19 protein-coding genes are annotated in these 20,442 nt (G+C 65.4%); 8 read left to right on the forward strand and 11 right to left on the reverse strand.

Annotated features, from left to right (window positions below):
- The first annotated feature begins 120 nt into the window (after positions 1-120).
- The gene (locus NDI89_RS03015) at positions 121-1,761 is read left to right on the forward strand and encodes a potassium channel family protein (RefSeq protein ID WP_277520036.1); all 1,641 of its coding nucleotides are present in this window, start codon (positions 121-123) and stop codon (positions 1,759-1,761) included.
- 49 nt (positions 1,762-1,810) lie between these two features.
- Here NDI89_RS03015 and NDI89_RS03020 read toward each other — a convergent pair whose 3' ends face one another.
- The 3 genes from NDI89_RS03020 to NDI89_RS03030 all read right to left on the reverse strand — a co-directional run bounded on the left by NDI89_RS03020 (position 1,811) and on the right by NDI89_RS03030 (position 3,997).
- Positions 1,811-3,061, reverse strand: a complete 1,251-nt coding sequence (locus NDI89_RS03020; protein ID WP_277520037.1) for a digeranylgeranylglycerophospholipid reductase — start codon at positions 3,059-3,061, stop codon at positions 1,811-1,813.
- Between the two features lie 224 nt (positions 3,062-3,285).
- Entirely contained in the window at positions 3,286-3,702 is a 417-nt protein-coding gene (locus NDI89_RS03025; protein WP_277520038.1) for a universal stress protein, read from the reverse strand.
- 145 nt (positions 3,703-3,847) lie between these two features.
- Positions 3,848-3,997, reverse strand: coding sequence for a DUF7557 family protein (locus NDI89_RS03030; protein WP_277520039.1), 150 nt, complete (start codon positions 3,995-3,997; stop codon positions 3,848-3,850).
- 186 nt (positions 3,998-4,183) lie between these two features.
- On the opposite strand from NDI89_RS03030, the gene NDI89_RS03035 reads away from it, so the two are divergent.
- Positions 4,184-4,423, forward strand: a complete 240-nt coding sequence (locus tag NDI89_RS03035; protein ID WP_277520040.1) for a hypothetical protein — start codon at positions 4,184-4,186, stop codon at positions 4,421-4,423.
- Between the two features lie 20 nt (positions 4,424-4,443).
- Here NDI89_RS03035 and NDI89_RS03040 read toward each other — a convergent pair whose 3' ends face one another.
- A complete protein-coding gene (locus tag NDI89_RS03040; RefSeq protein ID WP_277520041.1) occupies positions 4,444-5,235 on the reverse strand; it encodes a hypothetical protein in 792 nt (263 codons plus the stop codon).
- Positions 5,236-5,505: 270 nt separating this feature from the next.
- Entirely contained in the window at positions 5,506-6,564 is a 1,059-nt protein-coding gene (gene nirK, locus NDI89_RS03045; RefSeq protein WP_277520496.1) for a copper-containing nitrite reductase, read from the reverse strand.
- A gap of 313 nt (positions 6,565-6,877) precedes the next feature.
- Here nirK and NDI89_RS03050 point away from each other — a divergent pair, with 313 nt between their 5' ends.
- On the forward strand, positions 6,878-7,984 hold the full coding sequence (locus tag NDI89_RS03050; protein ID WP_277520042.1) for an aminotransferase class V-fold PLP-dependent enzyme: 1,107 nt from the start codon (positions 6,878-6,880) through the stop codon (positions 7,982-7,984).
- A gap of 35 nt (positions 7,985-8,019) precedes the next feature.
- Here NDI89_RS03050 and NDI89_RS03055 read toward each other — a convergent pair whose 3' ends face one another.
- Positions 8,020-8,949, reverse strand: coding sequence for a ferritin family protein (locus NDI89_RS03055; protein ID WP_277520043.1), 930 nt, complete (start codon positions 8,947-8,949; stop codon positions 8,020-8,022).
- Between the two features lie 119 nt (positions 8,950-9,068).
- Positions 9,069-9,575, reverse strand: a complete 507-nt coding sequence (locus NDI89_RS03060; protein ID WP_277520044.1) for a hypothetical protein — start codon at positions 9,573-9,575, stop codon at positions 9,069-9,071.
- Positions 9,576-9,834: 259 nt separating this feature from the next.
- Here NDI89_RS03060 and NDI89_RS03065 point away from each other — a divergent pair, with 259 nt between their 5' ends.
- Positions 9,835-10,107: a HalOD1 output domain-containing protein gene (locus NDI89_RS03065; protein WP_277520497.1), complete on the forward strand. Its 273-nt coding sequence runs from the start codon at positions 9,835-9,837 to the stop codon at positions 10,105-10,107.
- Between the two features lie 122 nt (positions 10,108-10,229).
- On the opposite strand, the gene NDI89_RS03070 is transcribed toward NDI89_RS03065, so the two are convergent.
- Complete coding sequence (locus tag NDI89_RS03070; RefSeq protein ID WP_277520045.1) at positions 10,230-10,463, reverse strand: DUF7385 family protein; 234 nt, start codon at positions 10,461-10,463, stop codon at positions 10,230-10,232.
- A gap of 340 nt (positions 10,464-10,803) precedes the next feature.
- On the opposite strand from NDI89_RS03070, the gene uvrA reads away from it, so the two are divergent.
- The 4 genes from uvrA (at position 10,804) to NDI89_RS03090 (ending at position 15,857) form a co-directional block, all read left to right on the forward strand.
- Positions 10,804-13,767, forward strand: coding sequence for an excinuclease ABC subunit UvrA (gene uvrA, locus NDI89_RS03075; protein ID WP_277520046.1), 2,964 nt, complete (start codon positions 10,804-10,806; stop codon positions 13,765-13,767).
- A 118-nt stretch (positions 13,768-13,885) separates the two neighbouring features.
- Positions 13,886-14,302 (forward strand): DUF7994 family protein, encoded by a 417-nt coding sequence (locus NDI89_RS03080; protein ID WP_277520047.1) that lies wholly within the window; start codon positions 13,886-13,888, stop codon positions 14,300-14,302.
- Between the two features lie 82 nt (positions 14,303-14,384).
- Positions 14,385-15,401: a DUF7972 family membrane protein gene (locus tag NDI89_RS03085; protein ID WP_277520048.1), complete on the forward strand. Its 1,017-nt coding sequence runs from the start codon at positions 14,385-14,387 to the stop codon at positions 15,399-15,401.
- Between the two features lie 90 nt (positions 15,402-15,491).
- A complete protein-coding gene (locus NDI89_RS03090; protein WP_277520049.1) occupies positions 15,492-15,857 on the forward strand; it encodes a hypothetical protein in 366 nt (121 codons plus the stop codon).
- A gap of 26 nt (positions 15,858-15,883) precedes the next feature.
- On the opposite strand, the gene NDI89_RS03095 is transcribed toward NDI89_RS03090, so the two are convergent.
- The 3 genes from NDI89_RS03095 to NDI89_RS03105 form a co-directional block, all read right to left on the reverse strand.
- Positions 15,884-17,938 (reverse strand): histidine kinase N-terminal 7TM domain-containing protein, encoded by a 2,055-nt coding sequence (locus tag NDI89_RS03095; RefSeq protein WP_277520050.1) that lies wholly within the window; start codon positions 17,936-17,938, stop codon positions 15,884-15,886.
- 277 nt (positions 17,939-18,215) lie between these two features.
- On the reverse strand, positions 18,216-18,620 hold the full coding sequence (locus NDI89_RS03100; RefSeq protein ID WP_277520051.1) for a CBS domain-containing protein: 405 nt from the start codon (positions 18,618-18,620) through the stop codon (positions 18,216-18,218).
- 534 nt (positions 18,621-19,154) lie between these two features.
- Entirely contained in the window at positions 19,155-20,327 is a 1,173-nt protein-coding gene (locus tag NDI89_RS03105; protein WP_277520052.1) for an MFS transporter, read from the reverse strand.
- Positions 20,328-20,442 lie beyond the last annotated feature (115 nt).

Below are 20,442 nucleotides of genomic sequence, written 5' to 3' on the forward strand. Positions count from 1 at the left end.
CGGTTCACTCCGACAAAACCCGCCATATGACGGAGGCACAGTACGCCAGCCCGACTGAGATTTCCGAGGGCCCTCATCTCGACCGATACCATCAACAGCCGTCCGTCGGTTAGGTCGCGTATGTCACTGTGGAGCTCTCACCGCACCCGTCATTATTTCCTGTTGGTGGCCGTGACGACCATCGGCTCCACGTTGTTGTACAATTACGGCATGGCAACGTGGGAAAACGACCCGCAGCCGCTCTTTCGATCGCTTGGCATCGTCTTTCAGTCGTTCACGACGACCGGCTACGGCGAGGATGCAGGGTGGACGACGCCGCAAATGTACATATTGACGATCGGACTACAGCTCATGGGAATCGGACTGATCCTCACCGCAGTCGACGTCTTCGCGGTGCCGTGGCTCCGAAACACGCTGGCGGTCACGCCACCGACGAGCGCCCCGACCGTCGAGAACCACGTCGTCATCTGCGAGTACACGTCCCGCGGCGAGGCGTTCATCGAGGAGCTCGAGTCCCGCGGCGAGGAGTACGTCATCGTCGAGTCCGACGAGGAGCGGGCGAGGACGCTTCACGAGGACGACTATCGCGTCGTCCACGGCGATCCGGAATCGATGACGGTGCTCGAGAACGCCGGAATCGAACGGGCGAAGGCGGTCGTGACCGATTCGGCCGACGATACGAACGCGAGTATCGTCCTCTCGGCGCGCGAGGCGAGCCCCGACGTGCAGATCGTGACGCTGGTCGAGGACCAGCGCCTCGCGGAGTATCACGAAATCGCGGGCGCGGACGAGGTGCTGTCGCCGCGCCAGTTGCTCGGCGAGAGCCTCGCCCATCGAGTGCCGACGGCCGTGACGACCGCGGTCGACGAGGGGGTCGAAATCGGAGACGATCTGGAGCTGGTCGAGCTCTCGATCGCCGAGGGAAGCGACCTCTGCGGACGGACCGCGGACGACGTCCAGCCGCGCGAACGGTTCGGCGTGGACGGAATCGGCGCCTGGATCGACGGCGAGTTCGAGAGTCCGATTCCGCCCGGCCGCGAGCTCGACGCGGGGGTGCGGCTACTCGTCGCGGGGAAGCCGGAGCGGATCGAAACCCTTCGAGCGGAAGCGATGTCGACGGTCCAGCCCTTCTCGGCCCAACACGTGCTGCTCGCCGGCTACGGCGAGGCGGGCGCGACGGCGGGCGCTGCCCTCGCCGATACGAACACGCGAGTAACCGTCCTCGACAGCGCCGACAAGGACGGCGTCGACGTCGTCGGTGACGCCCGCGATCCGGCGGCAATCCGCGAGGGCGGTATCGACGACGCGTCCGCGGTGATCGTCACCCTCGACGACGATACGACCGCGATCTTCGCGACGCTGGTCGCGCGGGATCTGAACCCGTCGGTCGACGTCATCGTCCGGGCGAACGACACGGAAAACGTCCAGAAACTGTACCGTGCGGGTGCCGACTACGTTCAGTCGCTGGCGACGGTCAGCGGCCGAATGCTGGCCTCCACCGTCTTCGAAGACGAGGAGGTCCTGGCCGTTGACAGACAGATCGACGTCGTGAAGCTCCCCGCCGGGCGGCTGGCGGAACGGACGGTCGTCGACGCCGACGTTCGCTCGCGAACTGGCTGTACCGTCCTCGCCGCGGTCAGGGACGGCGAGACGATCACGGAGTTCGATCCGGCGTCGTTCACGGTCCAAGAAGGCGACGAGGTCGTCCTGGCGGGAACCGACGAAAGCGTCCGATCCTTCGAGGAGGCGTTTCTCGCCTGAAACACGGTGTCGCGTTCGCCGGATGACTCGGACCAGCGAGCCGAGGTCGTTACACCAGCGAGCCGAGATCGAGGTCCAGCTGCTGTTTCGCCAGTCGGGCGACCAGCGGCGCGTCCCCGAGCTCGAGCAGCTGCGTGATGGCCCGGACGTTGCCCTTGTTCGCTTCGGCCAGCGTGTCGTCGTCGAGCCGCTGGAGGTCCCGCATGAGTCTGTCGTAGCGGTCGTTGGGCGCGAGATAGAGGAGCTGCGTCATTAGCAGCCGCGTTTTCGCGTTGGGCGCGACGTCGCGGTGCCAGAGGGTGTCGTAGACCGCGAGGTTCTCTGCGGTCGGTTCGATGCCGTCGTGCTTGAGAACGCTATCGGCGGTGATGGCGGCCACGCGGCCGGACTGCATGCACTTGTTGATCCCCTCGCCCCAGAGCGGGTCGATGGTCGGGACGGTGTCGCCGATGGCCATGAACCGGTCGGTATGGAGCTCGCCGGGCAGCTGGATGTGGGCCGAGCCGCGGTGTTGTTTGCCCTCGATCTGGGTGGCGTCCCGGAACCGCGGGTCGGTGTCGAGCCAGTGAGACAGGTAGTCGTCGATGGTGAAGTCGTCGCGGCCGTACCGCGCGTGGCTCCCGTTCTGGATGTAACAGAGGCCGACCTTGGCGGTGTCCTCGCCGGTGTGGAAGATCCACGAATAGCCGCCGGGCGCGATCTCGTGGTCGAGTCGCAACATCATGGCGTCGCGCAGGTCGGCGAACCCGGGGCGGTCGACGTCGATGCCCTCGAACTCGTACTCGATACCGATAGCGTGGTTCTCGCGTTCGAGATCGACGACGTCGAGTTTCTTCGCGAGCGGGGCGCTCGGACCCGTCGCGTCGATAACGATGTCGCCGTAGACCTCCTCGTCGCCGTTGTAGGTGACGCCGGTGATCTCGCCGCCCTCCATGATCGGCGCGGTGACGCGGGCGTCGAACCGATACTCCGCGCCGTCGTCTCGACCGTCTTTCACGAGGTAGCGCTTGAAATCGGCGAACTCGAGGACCGCACCCGTCTGGTCGCGGACGTAGTGCTCCGTCGGCGACTCGAGGACGACGCTGTCGGTGTACTGCATGACCACGTCGTCGGGAATTCCGAACGCGCCCATCATCGAGTGGAAGGTACCCGCAGTGGACTTGTTGCTCTGCCGTGGGAACTCGTCCTCGCCCTCGGTCTCGAGGACGACGACGTCGTACCCCCTGGCGGCGAGGTCGCGGGCACACTGTGCGCCGGCGGGACCGGCACCGGCGATGACTACGTCGTAGCGGTCGTTCATGTAATCGAGACTGTGGTGGACCTTAATTAGTTTGTCCAGTTACGTTCGAGCGGACGGGCCGGAGCGTATTGAATTCCGGCCCGGAACTGACGAGACGGCGTCTCGCGTTCAGCCGGTCGATACTGCCTGAGATTCGAGACGGGGACACCGAACGCGTCCGTCCCCTCGCCGCGTTCGGCGGCCTCGGCAAACTCGAGCCTATCGGTGACGACCCGAACCGGCCGCTACCGAACGATCGTCACCGGAACGGGCGCCTGTCGCGCGATCCGCTCCGCGACGCTGCCGAGCAACACCCTCGAGAACCCGGTCCGACCGTGGCTCCCGACGACGATCCGATCGACGTCGTTGCTCGCAGCGTAGTCGACGATCGCGTCGGACGGCTGGCCGACGATCGCCTCCGTCTCGAACTCACAGCCGTACTCCGCCCCGCGATCTTCGGCCGCCGCGAGCAGTTCTTCGGCCGCCTCCCGCTGGCGCTCGAGTAACACGTCCGGTCCGAGATGTGCCACCTCACCATAGCCGCTGTCGGTCGGATCGACGGCGTGGACGACCGTGATCTCGTCGTCGGGATGTTCCGTACACGCGAACTCGAGGGCCGCCCACCCCGGCTCCGAGTCGTCGAGCGCGACCAGCAAGTGCATACCGACCGATACGGCGGGCAACTACTTGAGTGTCATCCTCTATCACACGTTTCGGTCGAAGTCGCTTCCGCGAACGCTCCGCTACTGCTCGCTCCGCCGCCGCTCCAGAAATCTCAGTGGGACGGGTGTGCGAGCTCCATCCGCGTTACTCGGAGTAGCCTTCCTGAAGGAACGCCCCCTCGGTCTCGTACATCGAGACCAGTTCCTCGACGAGTTCCTCGGGCGATTGACCCTCCTCACAGTGGCTGTCGAGTCGGTCCATCAGGTCGTCGCTGATTTCGAGTCTCTGTGTCATGGGTGAACCTCGGAGCGCGATCGGTACGCGTCGGCTGTACCGTCGGGAGCCAGCGTCAAATAGTCACGGGACGAGTGTGCAGCCGCGTCCGGTCGCCGCTGATCGGCAGCGACGGAAGCCGATCCCGACTGCCACCGGCACGGGACGGCCGTTCGCTTACCCCGCACGTCGTCGTAGGGATCGGCGATGACAGCGCCACTGACCGACGACGACGTCGGCAAGACGGTCGTCGACCCCGACGGGAAGGAGCTCGGTATCGTCGCCACCGTCGACGACGGAACGGCCCACGTCGATCCGAACCCCAGTGTGGCCGAACAACTGCTCGCCTCCGTCGGCTGGGAGGGCGAAGACGAGGAGGATTACGTCGTCACCGAAGACATGCTCGAGCGGATCGACAACGAGGTCGTGCTCCGCGGAACGCTCTGAGTGCCGACCGGAGCGACGGGTCACTCGAGCGACCGGTCGTCGAGGGACTGTTCTCGCCAGGTCGTCCAGTCGTAGAGCCGCTCGAGTTCGCCGCCCTGCTGGCGGATCGCCACGGCGGTGTTGAACAGGAAGGCGGCCACGAGCGTCGTCCCGACGAGCCAGGCGGCGTCGGCGAGCGCGCCGTAGCCGGCCGCGTAGCTCGTCAGCAGATCGACGAAGATGACCGCGGTGACGCAGACGATCGCCGGCAGCAGGTGTCGGGTCAGCGCGGCGAACGTCGTCCCTTCGTGGACGCGGACGGCGCGAACGCCGTAGAGGACCGCCCACGCGGAGGTGACGACCCAGCCGACCGCGACCACCAGCCGGGTCGAGGAGGTCTCGACCAGAAAGGTCCCCCACCAGGCGGCGACGAAGCCGGCAATGACGACGTAATCGGCCCACGCGGGCAACAGCCGAGACCGATTCCCTCCGGCCGGCTGATCGTGGTACATCGCGCGGATCGCAAGCGCGAGAAAGAGGATGAAAAAGAGGATCGCGCCGTCGACGAACCGGCGGATCCAGTCGGGCTCGAGCAGGAGCGAGCCGACGCCGGCGACGGCGTAGACGATCGCCGCACCGATCCCGGTCAGGAGATACCACTGCTCGGTCCCCGCGTCGACGGCGAGCACCTCGCGGACGTAGATCCGTGCGTAGTAGAGCAACACGACCGCTGCGATGCCCATCGCGAGATACGCGAACAGCCGCCCGATCGCGACCGTCGCAGCCGGATCGCTGGCATCGAACGCAATCGACGGAATCGGTGCGAACACCATCGGGTGACACTGGCGGCCGAACTGGTAAAAATATACACCCCTGTTACTGTCGGTCGGGAAGGGCTCGAGTGAGGGCCGGTCGGTCGCCGCCGAGCGATATCGCCGGTTGGTGCGAGTGGCTCGCCTACGAAGACGACGGTCTCCAGAAACAGCCGGTCTCGAGGGGGTACGGGGACGACACGAAACGCATCGATTCGAGTCGCTCGGCGGAAGTGAGAACGGGAACGAGTGAGAAGGGGAAACGGCGAGTCAGGGGCGGGCGGGTCCCGCTCACGGGTCCTCGTCGTAGAGGTCTTCGGTGGGTTCGCCCTCGACGTTGACGACGCCGAGTGCGCCCCGGCGGGCGGCACGCGTCAGCGCGTGATCGACGATTTTGACCGGGCCGGGCACGGGGAACTCCATTTCGCCCGCGGTGGTCGTCCCGGGGGCGACGGGCGCGGTCTCGACGTTGTGGGCGGGGTCGCTCAGGAGGTCGCCGTCGCGGTAGTAGCGGCTCCAGACGTTCCCGATGGGGTGGAGCGAGCTCAGCAGGTTCGGCCCGCCGTTGGCGAAGTATACCCGGGCGGTCTCGCCCGTGTTGGCCTGCATCGGTTGGCCGCCGTCGGGGGCGAAGCCGTAGGCCTGGCCGTTGAACACGACGTAGGTGGGCGATTCGTCGAGCATGGCGTCGAAGTCGAAGCTGTGGTGGCCCTTCTCGCCGACGTCGCCGTCGGTGTAGATCTCGTGTTGGCCGAGGTAGTACTCGTGGTCGACCTCGGGGAGGCCCTCTTCGGGCTCGACGAGGATCGACCCGAACATGCCGCTGCTGATGTGCTGGTCCATGTTCGGGATCGCACAGTGGTAGATGAACACCCCCGCGTAGTCGGCCGTGAAGCTGATCTGGGTCGGGTCGTCGCCGGGCGCGATCGTGGTCGCGTCGGCCCCGCCGCCGGGGCCGTAGACCGCGTGGAAGTCCATGTTGTGCGCGGCCGCGTTCAGGTCCTCGGGCACCTCGAACGTGAGGTTCACCCGGTCGCCCCGCCGCACGCGGATCATCGGCCCCGGCACCTGCCCCTCGAAGGTCATGTACTCGAACGTGACCCCCGGCTCGATCTCGGCCGTCTGCCGAACCGTCTCGATCGTGATGTCGTGTTCGCGGGGCTCGTTCCAGTCGACCGGCGCTGGAATATCGGTCGGGTCCCGCGCGATCCGATCGACGTCGACGTCTTTCGCCGCCGGCAGCCCCTCGTCCTCAGCCGCCGACTGGTCGGCTTCCGCGCTGTTCGCCCCCGTGTCGCCACCGAGACAACCGGCCACCGCCACCGCGCCGGTCGCCCCGATCGCCTGCATCGCCCGTCGTCGGGTGAGGTTGGATTGGGTCATTGGTCTTCTCCTCACTCGGTAGTAGGGGGGACATACGTTCAGGCGTGTCGATGATTCTCGGGTAGTGGTAAGCGATCTGATCGTTCCCCCTATATCGTGGGTGTTTAAGTACCACGTCGAATGCTGTACTTTTTCGGCCGAAATAGCGGCCCTAAGACGGATCAATGCGAGGGGGAAAGCGCCGACTGATATCGAATTATCGAGTTACCGATACGAGAGTAACCGCTCGACAATTGGGCAACCGTCAGAACGAACACGGGACCGCACGAACGACTGCACAATGAAACCGAGCGAACTCCGCGAGACGATACCGGCTCTCGAGTCCGGCGTCTACTGCAACTGGGGTGCCGGCGGACCGAGCCCGCGTCGGGTCGTCGAAGCGGCGGAATCGACGCTCGAGCACCACGCGTACGAGTCCCCCACGGGGGAGGGGATGTATCCCGCAGCGTTCGACGTCTACGACGAGGCGCGAGCGGCCGTCGCCGACCTGCTCGGGGCCGCGCCGAGCGAGATCGCGCTGACACAGAGCACGACCGACGGGATCAACCGGGTCGCGGGCGCGTTCGACTGGGACGAGGACGACGTCGTCGTCCGGACCGACCTCGAGCACTCCGCGGGTATCCTGCCGTGGCAGCGACTCGAGCGCGAGCACGGCGTCGAGGTGCGAGTCCTCGAGACCGAGGACGGGCGGCTCGATCTCGCGGACGTGAACGCCGCGGCCGACGCTGCGACCCTGTTCTGCGTGAGTTCGCTCACCTGGACGCACGGGACGCGACTGCCGATCGCGGACGTCGTCGAGATCGCCCACGACGCCGGGGCGTCGGTTCTCGTCGACGCCGTGCAGGCACCGGGACAGGTGCCGGTCGACGTCCGCGAGTGGAGTGCCGACTTCGTCGTCGGGGCGGGCCACAAGTGGCTGCTCGGCCCCTTCGGGGCGGGGTTCCTGTACGTCCGTGACGGCGTCGAAGCGGACCTCGTCCCCGCTGCGATCGGCTACCGGAGCGTGGAAGACGAGAACGAAAGCGACTACCGGTACGCGGCCGGTGCGCGACGGTTCGAGGTCGCCACCGCCAGCCCCGCACCCTACGCGGGGCTGACGGAGGCGATCGGGGTGCTCGAGGAAGTCGGGATCGACGCGGTTCAGCACCGGATAGAGACCCTCACCGACCGATTCAAAGCCGGGATTTCGGACGAGCGACTGCTGAGTCCTCGGGAGTACGACTCCGGACTGGTCACCATCGCCGCCGACGATCCCGAGGAGACCGTCGAGCGACTCGCTGAGCAGGGGATCGTCGTTCGACCTCTGCCGGCACCGGACGCGATCCGCGCGTCGATCCACGCGTTCAACGATCGGCAGGACGTGGACGCGCTGCTCGAGGCGCTGTAGCGGCTTCGAAAGCGAATGCCGGCGGATTGGCCGCGTCAGTCGGCGGCCATCCGTTCCTCGAGGGTCGCCCTGACGTCACCGTACCGTTCGAACCGGTCGGCACCGATGTAGTCGACGGTGTCCTGCAAGTACTGGGTGATCTGTTTGGCGATCGGTTTCCGCTCGTAGCCGTCGAACGGCTGGTCGTCGAAGGGCGGATCCGCCAGCAGTCGGTTCTCGACGTACGCCTCGATGCGCGGTTCGTAGACGTCCGCGACGATGTCGGGTTCGGCCTCGGCCAGTTGCTGGAGGATCCAGCGGCCGTTCTCGATGTGGCGCGTCTCGTCCTGGCGGACCTTGCCGATCGCAGCCTGGAACGACTCGAGGACGACGTCCCGTCCCATCTCCTCGGCTTTCAGTTCGATCATCTGGTCGAAGCTGAGGTAGCCGCCGCGGGCGAGCTGGGCCTCGACGATGCCCATATAGTTGAGATAGGCTTCACCGAGCGCGTAGACGAGTTCAGTCCGGTCGCCGCCGTCGATTGCGGCCGTGAGGTCGTCTGCGGTATCGTAGAGGTCGTCCGTGCTGTACCCCTGCTCCTGATAGCCGCCTTCGCGGTACGGGGCCGTGTCCTGGGTACCGAAAACTTCCTCGAAGTACCGGCTGAAGAAGTCGGTGTGCTTGGCCTCCTCGTAGACCTGCTGGGCCAGGTACATCTCCTCCTGGACCGTGTCGAACGGCATCTCCTCGTTCGGCAGGGCGTCCAGCGCCATCATGTACGGGGCGAGCGTTCGCGTGACGTCCTCCTCGCCGTCGTAAAACCCCGAACACGTCATGAGGAACCGCCGTTGTTCGGCCTCGGAGAACTGCGCCCAGTCCTCCCGGTCGCCCTCGAGGTCGTAGTCGTCCGGGTCCCACGTTCCCTCTCGCTTGCCCTTGCGGTAGAGTTCGTAGGACTTCTCGCGGTCGCCGTAGTCGATCGCCATGTGTTGGACCGACAACACTCTCCACAATGAAGGTTCGGGTGAGTATCACTAGCGTATCGGGCTCGAACGACGACCGCTCCGTCGGCCACATCACCCCGTTTCCCGTCCGGCCAGCTCCGTTATTCGGCTCCGGAATCGGCCGATTCGGCCGCCATCTCGACCATCGTCCGGCGTTCGTCGTCGAAGTACGCCGGTGCGTCGGCGTCGGCCTCGAACTCGACGACGCGGGTCAGCGCCTCCGCTTCGTCGACCGCGTTCGACGCGAGCTCCTCGGCCAGCTCGGTGTAGTCGGCGGCCAGCTCCTGAAACGCCTGCATCCGCGCCTGTTTGGCCTCCACGAGCAGCTGTTTCTCCTCGAGTTCCTCCTGCAGTTCCTCGATCGCCGCGACGTCGATCTCGCTCGCGTCGGGGACGTCCGCGGTCGACGGCGTTTCGGTCCCGGGAACCTCCTCCGGGAGCGTCTCGAGGCGCGATCGGATCTCGGCCATCTCCTGGTCGATCTCGTCGAGGAGTTCGTCGGCCTCCTCGCCCATCGTCTCGACGCTCCCCGAGAGCAGTCCGGCCTGCGTCCGGCAGTATTCGACGACATCGTCGACCGCGAGTGTCTCCGCGGCGTCCTCGCTCATGGGTGGCCTTCGGACTGCCGGCCGAAGTCACTTTGGTCCGATTACGGAAACCGGGTCGCGCGGGCGGTCTCGATCCGACGATCGTCTCGCTCAATACACCGAACGCAGGTATCGAGGAAACCGTCGCTCTGTCCGATACCGCGGAGCCATTCGGTGGGATACAGCGCTCGAGTTCGCGTCTGATGCCTTATTACGGACAGTCATTCACTATTTCGTACACCAGTCACTATACCGGTGGTTCGTGATAGGCGATGATACTGTGTCAGATCACACCGAGCGGGAGATCGTTCATCGTAAACTGGACACGGACGCCGAAAACCCGATTGTACCGCTCATAAACGCTATCGCAGACATTGAGAACAAGGACACGACCGAGTTGCCGGCGATGTATGATTGTGTGGATGGCATGCTCGACGAACTCTTTTCTAACCCACCTGCTCCGGACTCACAGATGGCGGTCGAATTCAGCTACGAAACGTATCGGATCACCGTCGAACAGGGCGGTAACGCGAAGTTCGTGAAGACGGAGTGATCGCTCCGTCACGAAGGGAGACGACGCGGGGAGCGCCCGCATTGTTCGGTGCGAACGTGTATCGGATAGCCGCGGTCACCGTTCCGATAGTCGGGCGAAACCGACTCGACGGTGCCGGGCCGTTACTTCTTGTGCGTGAAGATGACCGCCTGATCGTCCGCCGACCCCACGCACAGGTCCAGCTGTTTCGAGAGGTTGAGACTCGTCGGGTTCTCCTTGCACACGATGAGGTCGTCGAACCGCGCGTCACAGGCCGGACAGGACACTGCGACCGTGTTCTGGTAGCTCTTGATCGCCTGGTTTTCCTCACGGAGCGTCAGCGATGCCACGAGTTCCTCGAGGTCGATGTCGTCCATACGCACCCTTCTGACCCAGTACCCATAAAAACAGGCGACAGTAGCGGCCCGATCGGCGATGCGGACCGCCCGCCGAGCGTGTTCACCGGGTCGAACGAACCGATCGTTACGGGGCCGGTGAATGGCGCGGTGGTGCACCTCCGTGGTGACGTTTCCCAGACGGGCGACCCGACGCAGACTCGAGCGATCGACGACACCGCGGGCGACTCCGGTGTGAAGCGTCAACTTGCCCCATGACATTGGGCTTTCAGACTCGTTAAGTCCTTCCGGCCACTGACTCAGATACAATGAATCCGGAACCGTATCGACAGGAGAGACAGTCCCGATCCCCGATCGAACGATGAGCAAGGACTACATCGAAGTCCGCGGCGCGGAGGAGCACAACCTCAAGGACATCGACGTCACGATCCCGCGAGAGGCGTTTACCGTCGTCACCGGCCTCTCGGGCTCGGGGAAGTCCTCCCTGGCGTTCGAGACGGTCTACGCCGAGGGCCAGCGCCGCTACATCGAGAGCCTCTCCGCGTACGCCCGGAACTTCCTGGGGCAAATGGACAAGCCCCAGGTCGAGACCGTCGAGGGACTCTCGCCGGCGATCTCGATCGATCAGAAGAACGCCGCGAACAACCCGCGGTCGACCGTCGGGACGGTCACCGAGCTGCACGACTATCTGCGACTCCTCTACGCCCGCGTCGGCACGCCCCACTGTCCCGACTGTGGCCGCGAGGTCGGCGAGCAGAGCGCGCAAAACATGGTCGAGCGCATTCTCGAGCTCCCGGAGGGAACCAAGGCCAAACTGGCCGCACCCGTGGTCCGCGACCAGAAGGGCGCCTTCGAGGACCTCTTCGAGGAGCTCGTCTCGGAAGGCTACGCTCGCGTCGAGATCGACGGCGAGGAGTACGACCTCACGATGGACGATCCCGACCTCGACGAGAACTTCGACCACACCGTCGACGTGATCGTCGACCGCGTGAAGGTCAGCGCGGAGGACCGCCCGCGGATCATCGACAGCGTCGAGACGGCGCTCGACGAGGCCGAGGGCGTCCTGAAGGTGATCCTCCCGGACGCCTCCGAGGAAGTCGCCGCGGACCTCGGCGAGGAAGCCCGCCGGACCGGTGCGCTCGGCGAGGAGACCGAGGCAAACGACCGCTTCGTCGTCGAGTTCTCGAAGGACCTCGCCTGCACGCACTGCGGGATCGATATCCCCGAGATCGAAACCCGCTCCTTTTCGTTCAACTCGCCCCACGGCGCCTGTCCCGAGTGTGAGGGCCTGGGCGAGACCAAGGAAGTCGACGAGGCCCTCGTCCTCCAGGACGAGTCCAAGCCGCTCAAACACGTCTTCGAGCCCTGGAGCTACAACCGGTCGTACTACCAGACCCGGCTCGACGCCGTCGCGGAACACTTCGACGTCTCGCTGTCGACCCCCTTCGAGGAGCTCGAGGAAGACGTCCAGCGGGCGTTCCTCTACGGGACGGACGGCGAAGTGGTGTTCAAGCGAAGCACCAAGAACGGCACTCGCCGGAAACGGAAGCGCTTCGAGGGGGTCATTCCGAACCTCGAGCGGCGCTACCTCGAGACCGACTCGGACTCGACCCGCGAGCACATCGAGGACTACATGTCGGTCACGGAGTGTCCGGCCTGTGACGGGACCCGCCTGAAGCCCGCCAGCCGCGCGGTGCTGGTCGACGACAGTTCGATCACCGAGATCAACGCGATGAGCATCGGCGACGCCCGCGATCACTTCGAGGCGATGGAGGCCGATCTCACCGAGCGGGAGAAGGTGATCGCCGAGGAGATCCTCAAGGAGATCCGCGCCCGGCTCGGATTCATGTGCGAGGTGGGCCTCGACTACATCACGCTCGACCGCGAGGCCTCGACCCTATCGGGCGGCGAGAGCCAGCGGATCCGCCTCGCCACGCAGATCGGCTCCGGCCTCGTCGGCGTCCTCTACGTGCTCGACGAGCCCTCGATCGGGCTCCACCAGCGTGACAACGACCGACTGCTGGACACGCTCGAGGAGCTGCGCGACCTCGGGAACACCCTGCTCGTCGTCGAACACGACGAGGAGACGATGCGCCGCGCGGACAACGTCATCGACATGGGGCCCGGTCCCGGCAAGCGCGGCGGCGAGGTCGTCGCCAACGGCTCCGTCGAGGAGGTCACGGACACCGAGGGGTCCGTCACCGGCGACTACCTCTCGGGCCGGCGCCAGATTCCGGTGCCCGACGAGCGCCGCGACCCGGAGGGCGCGCTGACGATCCGCGGGGCGCGCCAGCACAACCTCAAGGATCTGGACGTCGACATCCCGATCGGCTGTTTCACCGCCATCACGGGCGTCTCCGGCTCCGGGAAGTCCACCCTCATGCACGAGGTGTTCTACAAGGGCCTCGCTCGCCAGATGAACGACAACACGAGCGTGATTCCGGGCGACCACGACGCCCTCGAGGGACTCGACCAGATCGAGACCGTCCGGCTGATCGACCAGTCGCCGATCGGCCGCACGCCCCGGTCGAACCCCGCGACGTACACCAGCGTCTTCGACTACATCCGGGAGCTGTTCGCGTCGACGAAGCTCGCGAAACAGCGGGGCTACGAGAAGGGACGGTTCTCCTTCAACGTCAAGGGCGGCCGCTGCGAGGAGTGTGGCGGTCAGGGAACGGTGAAGATCGAGATGAACTTCCTCAGCGACGTCTACGTCCCCTGCGAGGAGTGCGACGGCGCTCGCTACAACGACGCCACGCTCGACGTCACCTACAGGGGCGAGACCATCGCCGATGTCCTCGAGATGTCCGTCGAGGAGGCCTACGACTTCTTCGAGTCCTCGAGCCAGATCCGCCGGCGGCTCAAGCTCCTGAAGGACGTCGGCCTCGACTACATGACGCTCGGCCAGCCCTCGACGACGCTTTCGGGCGGGGAAGCCCAGCGGGTCAAGCTCGCCGAGGAACTCGGCAAGAAGGACTCGGGGGAGACGCTGTACCTGCTCGACGAACCGACGACCGGACTGCACAGCGAGGACGAGCGCAAGCTCATCGACGTGCTCCACCGGCTGACCGACAACGGCAACACCGTCGCCGTCATCGAGCACGAACTCGACCTCGTCAAGAACGCCGACCACATCATCGACCTCGGCCCCGAAGGCGGCGAGAACGGCGGCGAAATCGTCGCGACGGGCACGCCCGAAGACGTCGCCCGGCTCGAGGATTCCCACACCGGACGCTACCTTCGGGATCTGCTGCCGAAGATCGACCTCGAGGGCCCACGCGGCGAGCGCGTCGAGCCCGTGAGTGCGCCGATGGACGACGACTGATCGGCGGGGGTCGCGCGAACGACCGAGCCGCGGTCTCGCTCGAGTACCGGCGACGACCGTCCCGCTTCTCGCGGCGAGTGAGAACGACTAACTGCGATCCCGGAGAACCGTGCGAGCGATGAGCGGACTGAAACCCGTCGTTCGCCGCGGCTTCGCCGGTGGCGGCGTCGCCACGCTTCTGCTCGCAGGTCTCTTCGTGATCAGTGGCGGCTTTCGAAGCTCGACCACACTGGTACTGATCGGGTGGCTGACCGCCGTCGGTATCGCGTTGCTCCTCGCGGGCACTCGAGAACGAGTCGTCGTCGGCGGCCGAACCGTCGGCTGGCCTCGCCTCGCCGCGGTCGGGATCGGGATACTCGCCGTCGGCTCTGGGGGGTTCGGCCTCTCGCAGCTCCGGGGGTTCGCGGTCGCCAGCGGCCCGTGGCTGCTCACCGTCGCCGGGACGATCTTCGTCCTCGCATACTTCGCGTGGTTCGCCCTCGAGTGCTGGACCGGGGGCCGATACCTGGACGATGAGATGTTCGCCGTCGAGTAGCGGTTCGATCGCGTTTTTCCTCCGGTTCGATACGCGTCGGTAACGTGCCCGACCTTTTCAGCGCCGGCGTCGTCCGACCGATATGAGCGCTCGAGACCGGGAGCTCTCCACGACTGCAAACGGCGAGGAGAGCCAGTTGACCTACCAGAAGGTAACCGAGTCACCGATCAGGCGCTGGCTGATGCTCGACGGCCACCGGCTGGTGATCGCCGGGCTGTTGACGGGCGGTCTGTACGCCGCCGTCGTCGCGCTGTACGTCGCCGGGCTGTTCCCGGTGACCGACGCGGAAGCCGTGGTAACACTGTACGGCGCGCTCGTCGGCGGGACCCTGCCGTTCATCACGATCGTGCTGGCGATCAACCAGCTGGTGCTCTCCCAGGAACTGGGCTGGACGCCGGATCTCAGGACCCGGTTCGAGGGGATGACCGACTTCCAACGGGACGTCGAGGAACTAACTGGATCGGGCGTCAGTCCGGCGTCGCCGGCCGCCTTCCTGAACCTCATCGTCACGGCGACGGTCGACCGCGCGCGGCAGCTTCCCGGCGCGCTCGCGGCGGACGCCGAATCCCACAAACGGACCGAAATCGAGCGGTTCATCGAGACCTTCGAATCGGACGGTGAGACGGTCTCGGCTGCGCTCGAGGACGCCGAGTTCGGGACGTTCGAGGCGCTGTCGGCCGTGCTCGGCCACCATCAGGGGAACCATTACCACGCGGCGCGGACCTTCCGGGACGAGTGGAGTGAGGCCTTCGACGAGACGGAGCCCCTCGAGGACCTGGTCGAGTTGCTCGGCTACCTCGCGATCGCCCGGCAGACGTTCAAGACGCTGTACGTCCAGCACGAACTGGCCGTCCTCTCGCGGATGCTCCTCTACGTCGGCTTCCCCACGCTGGTCGGCGGCGGCCTGCTGCTCGTCTCCTACGGGCGGATCGCCGCCGCGGTCGCGAACGACTGGCTCCTGCTGGCGATCGCCGCCGCGGGCGTCGTGCTCGTCTTCCTCCCGTTCATGGTCCTGCTGAGCTACGCCCTCCGGATCGCGACCATCGCCGCGCGAACGGCGGATTTCGGTCCGTTCGTCCCGCGGGCCTCGAGCGAGTAGCGGTCGTCACTGGTGCCCTCGCTCGGTCAACGTGGTCCGGGAGAACGAGCCGGGAACACATCCAAGAGGACCGCCGTCCAACTGTGTGGTATGGGAGAACACGACAGTCGATCCGAGGAGCCGACGCCGATCGAGGAGGACCGGACCGACTCGTTCGACCTCGAGCACGCCGAGCGCGTCCAGATCGGCGTCACCCGCGGGGAAATCGGCCTCGAACTGGGACCGCCGCGGGACTATCCCGATCGCGCGGACGTTTCCGTTCGACCAGAGTCGGCGGACGGGCACCGGCTCGTGCTGAGCATCGACGCGATGGCGGGCGACCACGGCACGGCCCACGCGGACGTCGAGCTGACGCCGACGGAGAGCCGAGCCTTACGGGATCACCTCGACGAGACGGTTCGGTGGATGACCGAAGACGAGGGGTTCGAACCCGCCGCTGACGGTGACTCGAGCTAGGTCCATCGAGTACTCGTCGTCGGTGTTCAGTTTACGGCGAGAGGATCCGAGACAGTCACGGAAATTCGTGCCCCGCCGCTCTCGCTCTCTCCGACGGACACATCCCAGCCGTGGGCGTCGGCAATCTGCGCGACGATCGCGAGCCCGAAGCCGGTCCCGCTATCGGTGGTCGTGTAACCGAAGTCGAAGACGGACTCCCGCTGTGTCTCCGGAATGCCGGGGCCGTCGTCGGCAATGGCGAATCCGTCGTCCTCGAGGGAGACGGTGACGGTGAGGTCGCCGTCCCCGTGTTCGATCGCATTGCGAAAGAGATTCTCGAACAGGTGGAGAAGCCGATCCGGATCGCCGTCGACGGTTCGATCGGTGTCGACGACGAGTTCCGCGTCGCGGGTATCGACGTGAACCCACGCGTCGCGGGCGACGGTTTCGAGCGAGAGCCGTTCGGGTTCACCGATGGATTTCCCCTGCCGGGCGAGCGTGAGCACGTCCTCGATCATCGTCTCCATGCGGTCGAGCGAGTGTTCAATCTCGTCGAGGGAGTCAGTCGACCCGGTTTCGCGGACGACCTCGAGGTGCCCGCTGGCGACGTTGAGCGGATTTCGCAGATCATGGGAAATCACGGAGGCGAACTGTTCGAGTTGGTCGTTCGTCCGCTGGAGTTCGCGCTCTCGTTCCTTGCGCTCGGTGATGTCCCGTGCGTTGAGGACGATGCCCTCGACGTAGGAATTCTCGACGAGGTTTCGTACCACGACGTCGACGACGCGCCACTCGCCGGCGGCGTCGGGAAGTCGGTATTCGACTCGCGGCTGAGCATCGGGGTTGCACAGCGCCCGATCGAACGCCTCGCGGGCCGCCTGCGTATCCTCGTCGTGTATGTACTCGAAGGCGTCCTCGCCGACGATCGACTCGGGCGAGACGCCGAACAGCCGGGTGATCGACGGGCTCGCGAACGTGACCGTCCCATCGGGGTTCAGGACGAAGATGATATCCGTCGCGTTCTCGATCAGTTCCTGGTAACGCTTCTGTACGGCGTGTCGGTCCGTCACGTCGCGGAGGGTCAACAGCCGCCCGATTCGGTTCTCGTCTTTGGATAGCGTCGAGACGGTCGCGATCAGGAACCGGTCGTCATCGTCGGTCGTGACCGTGAGTTCGGTCTGAACGTGGCTCCCGTGCTCGTGCTCCGCGACGAGCGATTCGACCGCCGGGAGGACGGTGTCGACGTGATCGCCGATGATCTCGTCGCCGCGCTGGAAGATGGTGTGGGCGGCAGGGTTGAGATCGACGATCCGGTCGGCAGTGTCGAGGACGACGTATCCGTCACGCATGTTCTCGACGACCGAATCTCGAGCGATGGGGACGATGTCGAGGAATCTGAATTTGAATATCGCGTACCCGAAACAGAGGCCAGTGATCGCGAACGCGATCGGGGTTAGGTCGACCTGTCGCGGGAGAAGCGGATACGCCTCGAGGACGTAGAGAATACCGGCGACGATCGGGAATAGAGCCCCGAGAGACACCGCAAGCGTCTGTCGGCGGTAGAGTTCTTTCGACGTAAACGAGTATTTGACGAGCATCATCGTGGCAAATATCGACGAGGCCGAATTGTAGAGGAAGAACACGAGGAAGAGCGGTTGAAAGGAGCGATCAATATACAGGATGTCGCCGACCGGGTCGGGTTCTAGCGTCCAGAGCAGCCCGTGGTACCAGTTCGTCGATGCGAGGGCAGTTCCGATAAGCGGGACGATCGAGAGCAAGAGCACCGTCTTTCTCGTGACGAGGTGTTTTCGGCCGGTAAACGCGAGTGCGAAACAGAGGAGCCCTATCGCGGCCCCGAAATAGCCGAGGTAGAGCACCCCGAGGGCTGCCTGTTTGAGTTCGATCGCGGGCGTCGAAAGCTGAATAGCACGTGCTAGCGACCAGAGGGCCGAACTCGCCATCGTGGCGGTGAACGCGAGCAGCGTCTTGTCGAATCCGTTCGCCCGGCCGAGCCTGATCGAATAGCCGGCGAGCGTCAAGAGGACTGCTGCGCCGACGATAAACGGGACGGTATAGGGGGTGAACTGGAATAATGGGGAACTCATTGAATTGGCCTATGGAAGATACGTACAACAGAAACGGGAAGTGGGAAGGATGTTCCGGCCAATCCACGAAGCGATACTGAGCTACTGGGCGGTTTCACCACCGTTCAGTTTCGATCGACGTCCGGGAAGCCGCCCCGTCCCGCCGCCCTCGCGGGCGCACCGCTTCCTTCGTGCACTGACGAGACAGCAAACCCGTCTCGAGCGACAGTATGCGGTCCAGCGGTGGCTCTCGACCCATTCGCTTCCGAAAGAGGGTACGAGGTCCGAACCGCGAGAATTACTCCGGGGACGGCGTCTCTTCGCTCGAGAGGTACGACGCCAGATCGGACGTCGTCACCATCCCGATGACGCCCTCGTCCTCGTCGACGACGGGAACGTGATGGAAGCCGCGTTGGACCATCAGGTCAGCGACGTCGCGAATCCCGTCCTGTGCCGAGGCCGTCACGACGTCGGCGCTCATGTACTTGGAGACCGGCGTCTGATCTTTCGGCTTCTGTTCCGCGACGATCCGGACGAAGTCCGTCGTCGTCAGGATTCCCTGCAGCTGGTTGTCGTCGTCGGTGACGACGACCGAGCCGATCTCGTTGTCGAGCATTACCTGTCCCGCCGTCTCGACGAGCGTGTCCGGCGCCACCGTGTGCAGCGACGTGGACATGACTCGAGCCACGAAAATATCCTCCATACATCACAGTACTCGGGAGCCGTTATAATGATTATCGAACCCGATCCGTTCGAGACAGGACCCGAGGGTCCCGAGCACGCGACTACGTCGGCCCTCCGACCGAACGACGTCGGTCGTGACGGAGCGTCGAAACGGGTGTGCCGACGTTCGCGGGTCGAGCAATGGATTATCGTCTGTTTGGGCACATCTATCCAACGGTGCCCGTGAGACGGTCGTCCATTACGGGTACGGAAATAACGAGCAGGGTTGGAGCAGGGCTGCAAAGTGGGAAGGAACGGAGAGGTGTGGTCCGCTTCTGCCGGCAACACGGAACGGCCACGCCCTCCCCAGCCGATTCACTCGCTCACTACGTTCGCTCACTCATCCCTCGCACAGCGTCGTCGACCGCCCTCGATAGCACTCGGGCGGCCGACAGCGCGCGCCACCGCATATCGGTGGTCAGTCCGGGACGAGACGTCTCTCGCTCGTCTTGAGGCTACAGACCGCTCCTCGCGAGAGACGTTTGACAGCGTGGATTCGGCTCCGACTCAGCAGTCAGTAGCCCAGCGAGAGGACGGCGTTCGTGACGATGATCACCAGCGAGAGCGCCATGATCCCCGAGAGCAGCCCGAACGCGACGGCCCAGCCGAAGAGATCGGCGGCCGAGCCGACGGCGACGCTGCCGGTCGCGCCGAGGGTCATGTAGACGGTCCGGACGAGTCCGAAGCCGAGGCCGCGCTCGGAGTCGGAGAGGACGTCCATGAACCGCGACTGCAGCGGAGCACCCCAGGTCATCGCGATGCCGACGCAGACGACGCCGGCGACGGCCGCCGGGAGCTCCCGACCGCCGACTAGCACCGCGAAGCCGACCACTCCCGACGACATCGTGATCGCGGCGGCGGCGTCGCGCGAGTAGCGGTCGGACAACGCGCCGATCAGCGGCTGAACGCCCCCATTGACGAGGAAGTACAGCGAGAACAGGAGCCCGGCCGTCGTTCCCGGGAGTTCGTAGCCGACCTCGAGGAAGGTCGGGAGGAACGACGCCGTCGCCTGCCAGGTGAACGCGCCCATCGCACAGAGCGCGGTCGTGTAGGTCACGCTGGGACGGGTCAGCAACCGAGAGAGGAGGGAGGGATCGATCTGGTCACGCATCCGTCGCTCGGGATAGCGCGGCTCCGTCGGCCGGGTTCGGAGGAAAAAGACGAGGACGATCGGAACCCCGACCGCCGTCCCGACGGCGATGGCCGCGCGCCAGCCGTACCGGTCGGCGGCGAGGGCAGCGAGTATCGGCGCGGCGAGGCCGGCGATCGGCGCGCCGGAGACGTGAATCCCGATCGCGCGTCCCGTCCGGTCGAACAGGCGGGTGAGCAGCGTCGTCGCGACGCTGTAGTGGAGTCCGGCCGCACCGCCGAGGACGATCGCGAAGAGCAAGAACGCGACGTAGGTCGGGGACACCGCGAGGAAGGCGCTCGCGACCGCCGTTCCGCCGATCGCGGCCAGAATAATCGCCCGTTCGCCGAATCGATCGCCGAGCAGTCCGCTCGGAAACTGCGAGAGCGCGTAGGCGGCCCACATGCCCGTCAGCGCCAGCCCGACCGCGCCGGTACTGACCGAAAACGTCTCGCCGATGTCGGGAACGACCGGGCTGATCACCAGTCGGGCGGTCACCGTCACGAAGAACGCGCAGGTACAGAGAACGAGAACCGTATTCCTGTACGACCAGTTCACTTACGGGTCGTTCGGGCACCGTCCGAAAAGCGGTTTCGATAGCGGTCGTCCGCGACGGTTACGGAACCGACAGCACGCGATCCCCGACCGATCCTCGAAACGACGCACTCCGGGT

The organism is Natrinema salsiterrestre (genome assembly GCF_029502005.1).
Taxonomy (GTDB): Archaea; Halobacteriota; Halobacteria; order Halobacteriales; family Natrialbaceae; genus Natrinema; species Natrinema salsiterrestre.